Origin of the sequence: Enterococcus hulanensis (genome assembly GCF_005405485.1) — a bacterium.
GTDB lineage: Bacteria > Bacillota > Bacilli > Lactobacillales > Enterococcaceae > Enterococcus_A > Enterococcus_A hulanensis.
The window spans coordinates 68,368-84,587 of sequence record NZ_BJED01000017.1 but is presented as its reverse complement, the minus strand read 5'-3'; the positions used below and the strand labels follow the sequence as shown (position 1 = coordinate 84,587).

The following is a 16,220-nucleotide window of genomic DNA, read 5'->3' as shown; positions in this document are numbered from 1 at the left end:
ATTTCTAAATCGTCGGTTGTTTGTTCTCTGCTTGGATCTCAGCGTGGACCTTAGTTGGCAAGCCCCACAGCTTGATGAAGCCGATCGCTGCATCTTGATCGAAAGTATCAGCAGACGTATAAGTTGCCAAGTTTTCGTTGTATAAGCTGTTGTCAGATTTACGTCCTTCAACGATGACGTTGCCTTTGAAGAGTTTCACACGCAAGACGCCGTTTACGACTTCTTGTGATTGCTTCAAGAAAGCGATCAACGCATCCATTGTTGGATTGAACCAAAGTCCATCATAGATCATTTGGCATAATTGCTGTTCAATGACTGGTTTGAAATGGGCCATCTCACGTACAAAGGTCAAATCTTCTAATTCTTTATGGGCTTTCATCAATACTTCCGCACCTGGGCATTCGTATACTTCACGAGATTTGATTCCCACCAGACGATTTTCGATATGGTCGATTCTGCCGATGCCGTGAACGCCGGCGATGGTATTCAGCTTCATAATCAATGAGGCTAATGATAACTCTTCACCATCTAAAGCAGTCGGAACGCCTTTTTCAAAAGCGATCTCAACGATGGTTGGTTTATCTGGTGTATCTTCTAATTCAGCGGTGATCGCATAAGCGCCAGCTGGCGGTGTAGCCCAAGGGTCTTCTAGGATGCCGCATTCGCAGGCACGTCCCCATAGGTTTTGGTCGATCGAATAAGGATTGTCTAAATCTGCTGGGATCGGCACACCTTTTTCAGCCGCGTAGTTGATTTCTTCTTCACGGGACCATTTCCATTCACGAACCGGCGCGATGATCTTCAAGTTCGGATCAAGGGCGGCGATGGAAACTTCAAAACGAACTTGGTCGTTTCCTTTACCAGTACAGCCGTGAGCGATCGTGGTTGCTCCAGTTTGGTGAGCCAGCTCCACTAATTTCTTCGAGATCAATGGACGAGACAGCGCAGAAACTAATGGGTAAGAATTTTCGTAGTAGGTATTTCCTTGCAAAGCAATTAATACGAAGTCTTGCGAGAATTCTTCACGAGCGTCGATGGCATATGATTCAATGGCGCCGACCTGCAGCGCTTTGTTCTTAATAAATTCGGTATCGCGGCCTTCGCCGATGTCTAAACAGCAGGCAATCACGTCGTAACCTTCATCGACGAGCCATTTGATTGAGACTGAAGTATCGAGACCACCTGAGTATGCTAAAATTACTTTTTCTTTCATCCTGATTGCTCCCTTATCGCTTTTTCATTAAATTCTAATTAATGTGTTGAAGCCATATTAGCACCGTAAAATACAAAAAGCAAGCACTTTTTAAATATTTATGCAAAATAATTTCGATCATTCGTTTCTTTATTCATTTATCGGTGTATATTGCGAACGATTATGTATAGTAGGAGAAAGTTTGGGAAATGAAAATATTTTGCGTTTTCAAAGAGAAAAACATTGACATGACAAGGCTTTGCAAGTATTATGGTAAATGGTATTGTTTGCCCCACAAGAGCCCCGGAAACTCAAGTGTTTGTCAAACATTCGAAATCGAAATTGGAGGAAAAAAAACGTGCGTACAACATATATGGCTAAGCCAAACGAAGTAGAACGTAAATGGTACGTAGTAGACGCAACTGATGTTCCTTTAGGACGTCTTTCAACAGTTGTTGCATCTGTACTACGCGGAAAAAATAAACCAACATTCACACCACATATTGACACTGGTGATTTTGTAATCGTAATTAATGCGGATCAAATCAAATTGACAGGTAAAAAAGCAACTGACAAGATTTACTACCGTCACTCAAACTACCCTGGTGGATTGAAATCAATCTCAGCAGGCGAAATGCGTGCTAAAAATTCTCGCCGTTTGGTCGAAACTTCTGTTAAAGGAATGCTTCCTAAAAACACTTTAGGTCGCGCTCAAGGCATGAAACTTCACGTTTACGGTGGAGCAGAACATCCACATGCAGCACAACAACCAGAAGTCTTAGACATCACAAACTTGATTTAATAGGAGGGAAATTCATTGGCACAAGTTCAATATATCGGCACTGGCCGTCGTAAAAATGCAGTTGCTCGCGTACGTTTAGTACCAGGAACTGGTAAAATTACTGTAAACAAAAAAGACGTTGAAGAATATATCCCACATGCTGACCTACGTTTAGTAATCAACCAACCATTTGGTGTTACTGAAACTGCTGGTTCATACGATGTATTCGTAAATGTAAACGGTGGAGGCTACGCAGGTCAAGCCGGCGCTATCCGTCACGGTATCTCACGCGCTCTATTAGAAGTAGATCCTGATTTCCGCGCACCATTAAAACGCGCTGGATTGCTTACTCGTGATTCACGTATGGTTGAGCGTAAAAAACCAGGTCTTAAAAAAGCACGTAAAGCATCACAATTTTCAAAACGTTAATATATTTTATATATCGACATTTCAGACGTTTCGCAATTCAGTTTGCGAAGCGTCTTTTTTATTTTTGATTGAACAAAAGAGAAAGTCATCTTTATCGAGCTATTCAAACGAATACAATTTGCATATCGCATTATTTTATGAGATCCTGGGATCAAACATAACGCTAATATAAGAGGGTTTATTGGAATGAAAAAAGAGATTTTTGTAGTAGGAGCTATTATTATTCGTGATGGGAAAATCCTTTGTTGCCAAAGAGGAGAAGGACGTGCTTTAGCAAGATTATGGGAATTTCCTGGTGGTAAGATTGAAAAAGACGAATCGCCCGTAGAGGCTTTGAGAAGAGAATTGATGGAAGAGCTGCGAATTCAAGTTGAAATCGCTGATCACCAATTTGAATCAACAACATATGAATATGATTTTGGGATTGTTACTTTAAAAACGTATTTCTGCCATTTGAAGACAGGAGATCCTGTTTTGACGGAGCATATCCAATCAATATGGCTCTCAACAGATCAATTGGATCAATTAGATTGGGCACCAGCAGATATTCCAGCGGTGCAAAAATTAATTCAACAGGGTATTTTATGATGAGTAATATTGGATATTTAAAGCAGGCTGTAAATCGGGCTTTTTTTGATAAGGATATTGATGCTAATCCGTTAAGTCCAGCATTTATTATCAATCGCCCAGAGAAGAAACAATTCTTTTTACCCACATTACAAGAAGAATTTGCTGAGTGTGTAGATTTTACCCTATCTGTAGCATTCATTACTCAGAGCGGTTTGGATTCTATCAAGGCACAATTAATGGATTTGCACTTGCGAGGGATTAAAGGACGAATATTGACTTCGACTTATTTGGGATTTAATAATCCAGATGTTTTTTCATCCCTGTTGAAAATTCCTAATGTCGAAGTACGCATTTCAGACAAAGAAGGTTTTCATTCTAAGGGCTATCTTTTTAATCATAAAGATCATCAATCCTTCATTATTGGAAGTTCAAACTTAACGATGAGTGCATTAAAAATCAATTATGAGTGGAATGTTAAACTCACTTCTTTGGACCATGGAGAGTTGATTTCTGAAATAAAAGAACATTTGGAAGAAGAATGGGAAAACGCAGAACCATTGACTGAAAAGTGGATTTCTAGTTTTAAAATTAACTACAAAGCCCTAGTTATGCCACAAACACTAAATCTAACAAAGTCTATTGCTGAGAGTTCTGACTATATTACACCTAATACGATGCAAAAAGCAGCGTTAAATGGATTGACTGATTTACGTAACAGAGGCGAGCGAAAAGGGTTGATTATATCTGCAACAGGAACGGGTAAAACCTATTTAGCGGCTTTTGATGTTGGCGCCTTCAAGCCGGAGAAAATGTTGTTTGTAGTGCATCGGGAGCAAATTTTGAATAAAGCAATGGAGACATTTAAAAAAATTCTCGGTGGGGATGATGCCGACTACGGAATCCTTTCTGGAAGTTCTAAAGAAGTTGATGCAAAATATTTATTTGCTACAATCCAAACGATTTCCAAAGAAAAATTTCAGCAACAAATAGGTGCAGAAGCCTTTGATTATATTTTGATTGATGAAGTCCACAAAGCTGGAGCGGAATCTTACACACGAACGATTGATTTTTTTAAACCGAAGTTTTTATTAGGGATGACAGCTACACCGGAAAGAACGGATGGGTTCAATATTTTTGAGCTGTTCGATTACAATATTGCTTATGAAATTCGATTGCAAGAGGCACTTAAAGAAGACTTATTATGTCCGTTCCATTATTTTGGAGTGACTGACTATGAGAAGAATGGGAATATTATTGACGAAACTGCTGATTTAAAATACCTGACGGATAATGAACGCGTGGACTTTTTGATCGAGAAAATTGATTATTATGGCTGTTACGGAAATAAAGTAAAGGGATTGGTTTTTTGTAGTCGTAAGGATGAAGCCCAAAAGCTTGCTCGCCTTTTTAACGAAAAAGGTATTCCGAGTAGTTATCTATCAGGAGATCATTCGATAGAAGCACGTGAAAAAGAAGTCGAAAAGCTAGAGAATGGATTACTTAATTACATTTTTACTGTGGATATTTTTAATGAAGGGATCGATATTCCTAAAATAAATCAAGTAATCATGCTGCGAAACACGCAATCGAATATCATTTTTATTCAACAACTTGGACGCGGTTTGCGTAAAGATCCATCAAAAGAATTTGTCACAATCATCGATTTTATTGGGAATTATAAAAATAATTACATGATCCCGATGGCTTTTTCAGAGGATAATAGTCGGAATAAAAATAATTTACGACGGGATACCTTTGATACGAATTATATTGAGGGACTGTCGACGATTAATTTTGAAAAAATCGCAAAGGAACGGATTTTTAAATCAATTGATGAGGCTAAATTGAGTGGATTAGCTGAGATAAAAAAGAGCTTTTATGATTTGAAAAATCGTTTAAATCGTGTCCCAATGCTTATCGATTTTAAACGTTTGGGAAGTATTGATCCCTTATTGATCGCAAGTAAGGAACAAACGTACTATAATTTTCTAGTTAAGATAAAGGAAAATGAGACAAGGATCAGCGACGAAGAGAATCTTATCTTAAAATTTATCACGGGAGAACTATTAAACGGGATTCGATCACATGAGTTAGAAGTTTTAAATCTGTTTTTGAATGAAGATCGAAAAGTAATCACTCGTCAAGAAGTGACAGAATTATTTGAATCAAAAGGTTTGCTATCAGATCAAGATATTGTTAATTCAATTTTTAAAGTATTGGATCTATCCTTTTATGAGAAGAATTTGTGGCGAAAGTATTCTGAAATTCAGCTGTTTACTATTAATGACGACAAGCTAATTTCAACAGACTTATTTTCTCAAATTAAAAATGATGAATATTTTGTCCAATTGTTCCAAGATATAATAGATACTGGACTTGAAAAGGCGAAAGATTATAATTTTTCAGTCAAACTGGATTTGTATAAGAAATATCGCCGTAAAGATGTTTTACGTGCCCTTAACATGAATTTCGAGCAAAATGAACAAGGAATTGGCGGTTATACTTACAGTAATCATCATTTTGCGATTTTTGTTACCTTGGATAAAGGTAAGGATTTTAAAGGCTCATTGATCTCTTATGAAGATGAATTTCTTGATGAGAAACGATTTCGCTGGTTTACCAAAGCGCCTCGAACGATAGAATCTAAAGAAGTTAAGGTTTTGATGAATAACGAGGATTGGATCGTTCATTTATTCGTCAAACGACGGTATAACAAAACTGACAACGAGACCGATTTTTATTATTTGGGCGAAGTATTGCCAAAACATGAAACAATCAAGCAGGTTCAAAAAACAACGAGTGATAATAAAAAGAAAAATGTTGTAGAAATGGAATTTGATCTTGTACAATCTGTTGAGCCAAATATCTATAAGTTTTTAACTGGTAGTTTGACTAAATAATTCAATTTTCAGAAGCCTCGCCCTTTACTCGGAGAGGCTTCTTTTTGAGTATACAAGGTCACTATCGATAATTTTTTCCGCACTCAATAAAACTAAATATGTTGATTGGTAATGATTAAGCGGGGAAATATAGTATACAATTAGTAGTGGTAAATAATTCAACTAAAGGAGTATGGGATGAAGAAGAAAGTGATTGTTGGTGGTTTATTTGTGAGTCTGCTTTTTCTTGGGGCTTGTCAAAAATCGAATACTGATACTACAGCAAAGTCTACCAAACAAACGAGTAGTATTGTAAAAAAATCTAGCAGCAGCTCAACAGCGGCTAGTACAACGAGTAGTAGTTTGGAAAAACAAAGTAATGATGTAAAGGATTCGTCTAATAGCGATCCAAATATCATAAGCACGGCACAGCAACAGCTAGTTGGGAAACGTTTTTCCATGATACCTGTTTTGTATGATGGTGAAGATGCTGCTCAGGCAATGGCAGAAAATAAAGCGCCGCAAAACTTAATCCATGATGGAGCGACAACGTTCAGTTTTACTAATGACTCTACTGTGCATGTTGAATTGCTGGGTACTTACAGACCTGACTATGATACCTCGTATACGCTGACCGATAATATGATAATTATTCAACAACGAAATATCCCTTATTCTGTGAAGAATGGGATTGTTTCCTTCGATGATTGGACAACAGATCTTGATGGTCATATGGTAACTTGGTCCTTCGCTCCAGAAGAAAATTCTTCTGAAACGAGCGTTGATACAAAGAATTTAACTTCTGAGCAATTCAAAGAATGGGTTAGTGCGGTGTTAGACAAACAGTTCAGTATGGGAAGAAGTTCGTTTCCGTATGATCTGATTACAGAAAATAATAATGGGTATGCTTATGTTCGAGTGAAACATAGTGAGATGCAAGTAGATACGATTACGATGTTTCGAATAAATGATGAGGGGCAGTTGGAGGAAGAGGATAAATCAAATGGCTATCCTGTAACTTATAAGGTCGTATCAACTAAGTTTATGGATACTTCGGATGTGACTGTGGTACAGTAACACAACTTGAGAACGAGTACTGGCTAAGCTCTCGATTAGTATTGAATAGATAAAAGTAAAACTACAAGAACGTTGGATTTGTCGATAAATAGCCTAACACCAAAAAGTTGCGTATACACTAAAATCAAAGTTTAGGTGTATACGCAACTTTTCTATTTAAGTATAGTCGGTGATTCTCCTCCATTAAAGCAGCTTATTCTGACTCGACTGAATTTCTTCTAGTAATCGATTCTGTTTGCGGACATCAAGATGCAGGCCGACATAGTAGGCGATCGCGCCAATTATGTAGAGAATCGTAAAGGAGCGGAAGGCGCCGATGTAGCTGTTTGCGTATAATTTTTCAAAAAAGCTGCTAATCCAAATGGTCAAAAATACCAGCAGCATCGCCCCGACATATTGCAGTACGATCATCGCCAAGGGTGATAGGCGTTCCAGCAACGGATGGGTGTATAAGATGCTCACTGCAATGGTGGTACAGATGAATTTGAACAGCAGGCTGGAGAAATCGTCACGGCCATCGTAAAATAAGCGATCGAATAGGGTCGTTCCGAGGGAGATGATCGTATAGCTGATACAAATCATTGTCAGCATTTCTTTTAAACGATTTTTAGTCATGTAAAATACCTCGTACTTTCTTTAAATAGTTTTGAAAGATCTTGCGATAATAGCGGCTGATGACTAGTTCCTCCTGATTATTCAAAACTACTTTCAGCCGCATATTGGCTTCGGATTTTACTTTCTTTATGTGCTGAATGTTGACGATATTGGCTTTACTGATGCGGCAAAAACCATGTTTGGACAAAGCAGATTCAAGAAAGGTTAGACTTCCTTGGATTTGGTAAACGTGCTCTTTTAAGTAAGCGAAGGTCTTTTTATCGACGGTATCAATATAAAAGATTTCTTCCAGCGACAGAAGGATCTGCTCGCCATCCTCTAGTCCAAAAAGCTGGGGGACGGAACCCTCCAGCAATTGGCAGACTTTCTCAATTTGCTCGGTCATTTCACGATAGTAAATTTCTGTTCGGTCTTCTTCAAGAGCGTCCTCTTGAAATAATTTGATCCGCATAGTTCGGCTCCAATTCAATCAGTTATTTTGCTAGAAATTGCATAACGGCTGCTGTGTATTCTTCTTTCTGGTCCAGCATGCCTTTAATGTGCTCGGTATCGATGGAAACGAGCTCCTTATCCTCTGCGGCAACATTCTCATATAAGGTCTCAACCTTTTCTGGCAGGCATACGTCATCTTGCTCGCTCTTGATAACGAGTGTTTTGATTTCATTATATTTTTGTTGTTCGGTGATTTCAACATCTTTAAAGGTAAAGCCGTAGTTTAGCTTCATATATAAGTTCCCGCAAGTGACAGCATACGAGAAAGGAATGTCTTCGGTATCTTGCCAAACGCCGGCAAACATTTCCTCCATACTATAAACGGGCGAATCCATAATCACAGCATCCACATGTTTGGCTGCGTGTTCAGTCGCTGCATACATGCCAGCAGTCGCGCCGCCTATTGATTGACCGTGAACGATAATTTGCTTATCCGAATTTACTTTTTCTGCATAATCGACGATCGCACGTACGTCCATTCGCTCTAGGTAGCCAAAAGTAACCAAAGGATCTTCGTTATCACCATGTCCGCGCAGATCGAAAGTCAACACGTTCCAGCCATTTTCCAAATAAATCTCTGCCAAAGGAGAAAGAAATACGTTATCGCCGCCCGCACCATGAATCAAAATCACGGTATCTTTCGCTTTATCGCCATCTGTGCTGTAAGAGGTCACTGGAAATGTGTTGCCATCTTCAGCCTTCAAGTGAAAGGTCTCGCCAGAGTATTTCGCATTAAATTGCTCCAAATCATAGCCCCATTCCTTCAGCTGCAGCAAACTATTCTTCTTTGTATCGTTTCCATCGTTTTGGTGGAACAAGCCTTCTGTTACCAACTTTCCAAAATAGTAGCTGCCCCCGATGCCGCCAATTACGATAATTCCTAACAAAATACTTACCCCGATGATGATTTTCTTTTTGATTGATTTTTTCATTTTGTTCTCCTCCATGTCGTTTTTGTTTTATCTTTAAGGTCATCATAGGCGATTGGAAAAGGGTTTTCTACCGAGTTTTTCTTTGTTGCACTTTGGAGGAGCTGAGTTGCACTTTTAAAAAAATTTGCGGTGAATTTAAAGATCAAGCATTTACTAAGGATTAGTATTCAGGTTTATCTAGAAATGATATGCAAATTTTAGAAACGACATTGAACTTAATGGTACTAGAAAGATTCCCCAAAAGTTAGAATACGAGGCTATTTCTGATCTTTCTCGTGCGCAGAAATCATGGATGATCACTGTTAGGGTTTTAAGAAACTTAATCACTATGAATGACGGGGAAAGTAAAAGCTTTCGGATTTTTTTCTCCGCCATCGTTTGTTTTTCTCCGCCAAATGATATAAAATGGCGGAGAAAAGAGGTGGATGGCGGTGAAAGAATTCAATTATCGTGAGTTGGAAAATTTATCCCTTAGTCATGATTTGTTGAATATGTTGACAAAGGTTCATGAATATAAGGGGAAACAAGAGCTGTATATTGCCACAAAGCCAGAAATTTTAAACAAATTAACAGATTTAGCGTTGATTCAAAGCACAGAGGCTTCTAATAAAATTGAAGGAATAGCAACGACAAACGGTCGCTTGAAACAAATTGTTGAAGAAAAAGTCACTCCTCGTAATAGAGATGAAGAAGAAATTGCGGGTTATCGTGATGTTCTGAAACTGATTCATGAAAGCTATGAGTATATTAATGTAGTGCCCAATGACATTTTAACGCTGCACAAAAATCTCTATAATTATTCTGCTAAAAGCTATAAAGGAAAATTCAAAAGTGGTGACAATGTCATTACTGAAAAAGATGTAGATGGGAATGAACGGGTTCGGTTTGTACCCGCACCAGCTTATTTAACGCCAGATTTAGTAGAAGAATTGTGCTATCAATACAATCAGGCAGTTCAAAAGGGAGAGATTGATCCTTTACTGCTGATTCCTTGCTTTGTTTTAGACTTCTTATCGATTCATCCATTTAGTGATGGAAATGGTCGGATGTCCCGACTACTGACTTTATTGTTATTATACAAATCCGGTTATTTAGTGGGAAAATATATTAGCATTGAGCTGCTGATTGAAGAATCGAAACAAACGTATTATGAAGCCTTACAGGTAAGTTCTGTTGGCTGGATTAAAAACGAGCAAGATTATACGCCGTTTGTTCGCTATTTGTTAGGGATTATTTTGCGAGCTTACGAAGGTTTTTCAGAACGTTTTGAAGTTATAAACAATCGCATATCAACGCCGGCTGAGCGACTGTTGCTGGCGTTGCAAAAATCTTTTGAACCCCTAAGTCGAGCTGAATTGGAAGTAATATTGACCGATATTAGTCGGCGAACAATTGAGCGAGCGCTATCAGATTTGCAAATGGAGAATAAAATTGAGAAAATCGGACAAGGGCGCTCAACTAGATACCAACTATCTGCTCAATTTAAAAGTTAATCCACGCATTGAATAAAGAAGCTATTATGAAATTCAGTATTTTTTGATGTTCGTTGAATCGCAATAAAATGAGGAAGCGACTAATCAGCTCTAAAAGGCTTCGCCGTTTTCTAAAGCAGACACTTTCCATTCGGAGGGTGTCTTTTTGCGTTGCCGAAACAGTAAGAAAGGAGTCGATTTGCACGAATCGACTCCTTAAATTTCTGAAAAACGTGGTTCTGATTCTTCTATTTATAAAAGCATTACCGCTTTTTGTTTTGACGAATAAATCTAAACGTGTTTTTTATTACATTTTGGCATTAAATTTATTGGTCTTTTTTTGGAAAACGCTTCTTGTTAAAAAAATCACCCAGGTCATGAAAAAGAACCAATATCCCGTTTAACTGTCGAATTTTATTCAATTATTCGGAAAATAAAAGCGTGTTCTGCCTTGTTTTCCCAATGTTTTTAGAGAAGATAAATAATTTGAAAAAAACAAATATCAGAGTATAATTCCGTTAGAAAAAAAGAGAGATATAAGAAATATTCCCCTTTTTGATCTTAAAAGATTGGTGAGGTGTTTAGGATGTTGTTTTTAAATTTTTTGATTTCTAAAAAAACAAAATAGAATTTCTTTTGCCGTGCTTGTATGATGTTGTTTGTCTCAGAGACAACAAATCTTATTTTTAAGCAAAAGGTATCGAAAGGAGGGTTTTACAACGAAAAGGATAGTTTCGGTAATTTCAGCAGCGTTAATGGTTTTTGTTTTTTCCAATGGGGCAGTACATGCGGCAGAGCATGATTATCGTTCACATGGCGTAACGAGTTTTTATGGCAGCTATGAAGAACCAAAAGAGGAACCGCAAAGTTCGGCGCCAGAGAACGCCTACCCAGATAACTCCTCCACTGAAGGAAATAAGAATCAGGTGTCATCTAATCAATCTCGGACTTCTCCGAATTATTCGGCCTCTGGTCGTGAGATCATACCAAATGCTGGAGACCAAGATTTTACAACCATTCAAGCGGTTGGATCATTACTATTATTTACGCTTGTATTATTCCTAGGGATACAGAAAAAGGAGAGAATTTTGAAATGAAAAAAAATATTTTATTCGCTTCCGCTGTTTTAGCGTTAAGTTTGGTTGGAGGAACTGCTCAGGCTTTTGCCGCTGAAGATGGCGGCACAATGCCGACAAACGGAACAGTCAACTTTGTCGCTGGTCAAGATCCAACAGACCCAACAGACCCGACTGAGCCCGGCAACCCAATCCAACCGATTGATCCTCCTACTCCAGTCGGCGGTGCTTTATCAATCGATTATGCATCAAATTTCAAATTTGGGGAACAAAAAATCTCTACAAAAGATGAAACTTACTACGCAGCGCTTGACCAATTTAAAGGTTCAGATGGCGAAACGTTTGGCGATAGCAACTACGTGCAAGTTACTGACAAGCGCGGAACATTAGCTGGTTGGACTTTAACAGTTGGTCAATTAGATCAATTTAAGACAGCAGAAGGTGAAGCCTTAAACGGTGCACAATTGAAAATCAATACAGCTTCTGCTGTTGCGGCCGTTGATGATAACTCAATGGATGGCTACAAACCAGGTACAGTCGCTTCATCAATCACTTTAACACCTGGAGATGGTACAACACCAGGGACTTCAGATGCGATCACAGCAGAAGAAGGCAAGGGTGCCGGTACTTGGGTTTATCGCTTTGGTGATACTGCGGATGCTGGTAAATCAGCAGTTCAACTAACGGTTCCAGGTAAATCTGTGAAATTAGCCAAAGAATATAAAACAACCTTGAACTGGACATTAGCATCTATTCCAGAAAACGGAAGCGAAAATTAAAGATAGGAAGCGAACCTAAAAATGAAACCAATCAAAGCATTGAGCTTTTTAGCTCTTAGCACCGTAGCGTTAACAACGATCGGTTCAACGGCTTTTGCGGCGGAAACGCATGAATATCATTCACATGGTGTGGTTGAATTTCAACCAAATACTGATCCGACTGATCCCGTTGATCCAGAAGATCCTGATCCAGAACACCCAGTTGATCCAACTGATCCAACTAATCCAGGAGGAGAACCAGAGCCGGGAACACCGGGCCCGTTATCCATTGACTATGCTTCAACGCTGGATTTTGGTGTGAATAAAATCTCAAACAAAGATGAAGTTTACTATGCTCGTGCGCAACATTATGGCGAAGGCCATGCAGATACACCTGATTACGTCCAAGTTTCTGATAACCGCGGAACCAATGGCGGCTGGACTTTGAATGTGAAAGAAACCGGTCAATTAACGGCAACGACGAACACATTAAACAAAGTGTTAACTGGTGCACAAATTGTTTTAAAAGAACCAGAAGTTAAATCGAATGCGGTAGGCGTTGTTGAGCCAACACCTGCGCAAGAGATTACTTTGAACCCTGACGGTGCAGAATCACGAGTAATGGCTGCAACAACAGGTTCTGGTGCCGGCACTTGGGTCGACTATTGGGGCCATGTAGAGTCAGAAGAAGAAACAAATGAATCAGGTCAAGAACAAAACGAAGATGTAACTAAGAGTGTCGCATTAAGCGTACCCGGCTCAACACCTAAAGATGCGGTGGAATATGAAACAACGTTGACTTGGGTACTAACGGATGTTCCAAGCAACTAATCAAGACAAGAAAGAAGCGAGAAAATTTGTTCAATAAATTATTAGGTACATGGGCCGCAGCGAGTTTACTTCTTTTTAGTCCATCAGTCGTTACTTTAGCTGCGCAGGTTTCAACTCCACAAGAACAATTGAATAATGGGCTTGTTCAAGAGGGCGAGACTACTAATGGTGAACGTACAAATTTGACTTCTTCGTCTTCTGAAATTCCCACGCTTGAAAGTTCAAGCGTGGAATCTTCTACCAAACCATCAGAGTCTAGTACGGATGTCGCGGATAAAAGCTCTGATACAAGCCAATCAACAACACAAACGACGTCTTCGAGTGAGACGACAGCCTCCTCTGAGAAAGAAGTTAAGATTGCTGCTCAAGCGGCGGCAACAGAAGTAAGTACGTGGGCTGATTTCGTCAAAGCGATGAAGGATACCAGTGTTTCTGCGATCAAAGTTACCGCTGATTTAACAGCAACTTCTGCTGGGCCAACGGTAACACGGACAGTTGAAGTGGATTTTGGGTCACATACACTGGACTTGAAGGGTCAAACGTTGACGATCAATACACCAGGAGATGTGATCATACACAATCTTCAGTTAACAGGTTTAACAGCTGGGTTCCTAGGAACTGGTACCGGGACATTAGAACTGACTGATAATTTTTCTAGTGTAGCTGGTAATGCTGCTGGTATTGCAAGTATGAAGGCTGGTAACGTGATTTTTGATGGAGTTACGATGAATTATGATCGTGTGCCAGACAGTAAAGCTACCACTGCCAATCCTTCAATTATCAGTACGAATTTCACTATTACGAATAAATCAGTCGTAGTTTCAGATGCGCAAAATTTCTTTGCTTCTGGTAGTGCAGCAGGCGGACAGGTTCGTATTGATGGTGGGTCTGAAGTTACGACCAATAGTAATAAAGACAAAACGAATATCGCTACTATATGGGATATTGAAAGACAAAGTGACATCTGGATCACGGATAATTCGACAGTATCATTGAACGGAAATGCTACTGGGGATAATGGACTTATGGCCATTGTGGCACTTAAAACAACTCTAAATGTTACTGGGAATTCGCAACTAAAAGCAATAGCCAATAATTCTTCTGCTGTACTATTGCAAAGTGATGGTGGAGCATTTAATGTGGATGATCATTCAAGTATTGACTTAACTTCAAATGGTGAAAAAGATAATGCTCAAGCTACATTACGTTTTAAAGCCGTTGGTAATATGAGCTTCAACGTGAGCAATGAATCAAAAGTTAATATCGTAAAAACAAGTGATAGTGGAACGACTAAATTCGCACCTGCACTTCGTATGCTTGGTGGTAACAATAAAATTAATGTTTCTAGCGGAGCCGATTTTATTGTAAAACGTGACACTACTAGCCAGATTGGTGATCCCAATGGTAATGGTAACAGTCAAGCAATCCAATATTCACTAGGTACTGGCAGTGGTGGAGATACAGGCAACGAGTTTAACTTGACGGGTAAAAATTCGTCAGTTTTAATCGATTCTAAAACTGGACCAGCGATTGATGGTAGTAGTAGTGGTGGTGTTGCAGGGAGCGATGTTGATATTACGGCTGGTGCCGGTACGTACTTTATAGCTCGTGGGAATACTAAAAGTGCCGACAAAGGAATTTTTTCCGCAAAGAAAATGAATTTTACGATGGATGATACCAATTACTTCGATTTTCGTAATAACCGTGTAGGCGGCGGATTGATATTTGGTTCCACCGATGCTGGTTCTAAATTTTCAAGCAAGAACTCAGACTTAGCTGTTTGGAATGCTGGAAGTGATTTAGATGGCAATCCGACACATCAATGGTTCAATGTGAATTTTGAACTTTCCGGCGCAAACTTTGCCAACCTTGATTCAACGGACAACTCACAAATGCAAACGCAATTTGGTTCGTTAACCAACTATTCTCGAATGAGTGCCAACAATCAAGCAGCGGTCTTAGACGAAATCAGAGTCCCGACAAATGCCGATAAATACATTTATGCGCATGCGTCTGTTCCAGAAGGAAAAGATGAGCTGCGGGATGCTTATACTGGTGAGGTTCAAGCGACGATCGGTGTGTATGATGAAACCGGAAAAGAAGTCACTCAAGTCAAAGGGGAATCCATTGGTGATCCGCTATCTGTATATGGCGACGCTGATCGAAAAGGGATAATCAAAATTGATGCGCCTGACAAAGCGTTCTTGAAAACCGGCTACACGTTAAAAGTTCTAGATGCTTGGCGTGGGGTGAACGACTCTGGCTGGATTCATCAAAGTTCACCAGATGAACTAACAAAGGATACGCCGGAAGTTTATGATGTAACGCCAGCAGATCCGGTCAAATTGACAAGTGGTGGTGACACGGTTGCCCCAAGTGCCAAAGAAGTTACAGGAACTGGTGAAGCCGGAGATATTTTGGATGTTTTCTTAAACGGTGTGAACACTGGGATTGAAACAACCGTTAACGAAGCGGGTGAATTTACTGCAGCGTTGCCGACTGGTCTGAAAAAAGGTGATTTCCTACAATTATTCTTAAGAGACCATGCGGGAGCAGCAGCCGTAACCAATCCGCCGCTAACAAATGACAGCGTCGGGAATATTGAACCTGCCACAGACATGACCTATCATGATGCTACATTTAAAGAAGCGAAGAAAGTTCAAGTAAATGGCAGCCTAGAGCTGGTATCCGTTCCAGATACAGTAGATTTCGGGACACAAAAAGTAGGCACGAAAACAGAAACCTACTATCCAAACGTTTCGGGTAAGTTAGCAATCTCTGATACACGAGGAGACGGCAAAGTGCCATGGCAGCTTACGTTAAAAGAAACGGAAGGGCTGCATTCAGATACGAATGACCTAAGCGGCTTATTATCTTACAAGAATGCACAAAACACGGTTCAAATTAATCAAGACAATCAAGTAGTGGAAACTGGCAGCTTTGATCAAGATGGTCTGCTGACAATCTCTGATCAATGGGGAGAAGCCAATCATAATAATGGCTTGGCATTGACGGTTCCTGTTGGAAAACAATTACTTGGTGAATATAAGGGTACTCTTTCTTGGACATTGGAAAATGTTCCAGGAAATAATTAAAGATTAAAGGGGAAATCAATC

Annotated in this window: 14 protein-coding genes; 10 read left to right on the top strand and 4 right to left on the bottom strand. The window is 39.5% G+C overall.

The features are described from left to right. Nucleotides 1–4: 4 nt before the first annotated feature. The gene (locus FFR60_RS17370) at nucleotides 5–1,213 is read right to left on the bottom strand and encodes an argininosuccinate synthase (RefSeq protein WP_137665119.1); all 1,209 of its coding nucleotides are present in this window, start codon (nucleotides 1,211–1,213) and stop codon (nucleotides 5–7) included. 352 nt (nucleotides 1,214–1,565) lie between these two features. On the opposite strand from FFR60_RS17370, the gene rplM reads away from it, so the two are divergent. The 5 genes from rplM (at nucleotide 1,566) to FFR60_RS17345 (ending at nucleotide 6,928) form a co-directional block, all read left to right on the top strand. Then, entirely contained in the window at nucleotides 1,566–1,994 is a 429-nt protein-coding gene (gene rplM / locus FFR60_RS17365; protein ID WP_242550895.1) for a 50S ribosomal protein L13, read from the top strand. Between the two features lie 15 nt (nucleotides 1,995–2,009). Continuing rightward, nucleotides 2,010–2,402: a 30S ribosomal protein S9 gene (rpsI, locus tag FFR60_RS17360; RefSeq protein ID WP_088933951.1), complete on the top strand. Its 393-nt coding sequence runs from the start codon at nucleotides 2,010–2,012 to the stop codon at nucleotides 2,400–2,402. A 186-nt stretch (nucleotides 2,403–2,588) separates the two neighbouring features. Further along, the gene (locus tag FFR60_RS17355) at nucleotides 2,589–2,990 is read left to right on the top strand and encodes a (deoxy)nucleoside triphosphate pyrophosphohydrolase (RefSeq protein WP_137665118.1); all 402 of its coding nucleotides are present in this window, start codon (nucleotides 2,589–2,591) and stop codon (nucleotides 2,988–2,990) included. Next, nucleotides 2,990–5,872, top strand: coding sequence for a DEAD/DEAH box helicase (locus FFR60_RS17350; protein WP_249355032.1), 2,883 nt, complete (start codon nucleotides 2,990–2,992; stop codon nucleotides 5,870–5,872). The genes FFR60_RS17355 and FFR60_RS17350 overlap by 1 nt, the downstream gene beginning before the upstream one ends. Before the next feature lie 177 nt (nucleotides 5,873–6,049). After that, nucleotides 6,050–6,928 carry a hypothetical protein gene (locus tag FFR60_RS17345; protein WP_137665117.1) on the top strand — a complete coding sequence of 293 codons (879 nt, stop codon included), beginning with the start codon at nucleotides 6,050–6,052 and terminating at the stop codon, nucleotides 6,926–6,928. 183 nt (nucleotides 6,929–7,111) lie between these two features. Here the strand turns inward: FFR60_RS17345 and FFR60_RS17340 are convergent, their stop codons facing one another. The 3 genes from FFR60_RS17340 to FFR60_RS17330 are packed head-to-tail and all read right to left on the bottom strand — an operon-like array spanning nucleotide 7,112 to nucleotide 8,967. Then, entirely contained in the window at nucleotides 7,112–7,543 is a 432-nt protein-coding gene (locus FFR60_RS17340; RefSeq protein WP_137665116.1) for a DUF6608 family protein, read from the bottom strand. Then, nucleotides 7,536–7,994, bottom strand: coding sequence for a LytTR family DNA-binding domain-containing protein (locus FFR60_RS17335; RefSeq protein WP_088933949.1), 459 nt, complete (start codon nucleotides 7,992–7,994; stop codon nucleotides 7,536–7,538). Before FFR60_RS17335 ends, FFR60_RS17340 begins: the two co-directional genes overlap by 8 nt. A gap of 22 nt (nucleotides 7,995–8,016) precedes the next feature. Continuing rightward, on the bottom strand, nucleotides 8,017–8,967 hold the full coding sequence (locus tag FFR60_RS17330) for an alpha/beta hydrolase (RefSeq protein ID WP_171004965.1): 951 nt from the start codon (nucleotides 8,965–8,967) through the stop codon (nucleotides 8,017–8,019). 425 nt (nucleotides 8,968–9,392) lie between these two features. Between FFR60_RS17330 and FFR60_RS17325 the strand changes: the two genes are divergently transcribed. The 5 genes from FFR60_RS17325 (at nucleotide 9,393) to FFR60_RS17305 (ending at nucleotide 16,199) form a co-directional block, all read left to right on the top strand. Then, on the top strand, nucleotides 9,393–10,460 hold the full coding sequence (locus FFR60_RS17325; protein ID WP_171004964.1) for a Fic family protein: 1,068 nt from the start codon (nucleotides 9,393–9,395) through the stop codon (nucleotides 10,458–10,460). Nucleotides 10,461–11,098: 638 nt separating this feature from the next. Further along, complete coding sequence (locus FFR60_RS17320) at nucleotides 11,099–11,536, top strand: EF2685/EF0750 family sortase-dependent surface protein (RefSeq protein ID WP_503826028.1); 438 nt, start codon at nucleotides 11,099–11,101, stop codon at nucleotides 11,534–11,536. Next, entirely contained in the window at nucleotides 11,533–12,294 is a 762-nt protein-coding gene (locus FFR60_RS17315; RefSeq protein WP_137665112.1) for a WxL domain-containing protein, read from the top strand. Before FFR60_RS17320 ends, FFR60_RS17315 begins: the two co-directional genes overlap by 4 nt. 21 nt (nucleotides 12,295–12,315) lie before the next feature. Then, nucleotides 12,316–13,104, top strand: a complete 789-nt coding sequence (locus tag FFR60_RS17310) for a WxL domain-containing protein (protein ID WP_137665111.1) — start codon at nucleotides 12,316–12,318, stop codon at nucleotides 13,102–13,104. A 26-nt stretch (nucleotides 13,105–13,130) separates the two neighbouring features. Further along, nucleotides 13,131–16,199 (top strand): pectate lyase-like adhesive domain-containing protein, encoded by a 3,069-nt coding sequence (locus FFR60_RS17305; RefSeq protein ID WP_137665110.1) that lies wholly within the window; start codon nucleotides 13,131–13,133, stop codon nucleotides 16,197–16,199. The last annotated feature ends 21 nt before the right edge of the window (nucleotides 16,200–16,220 follow it).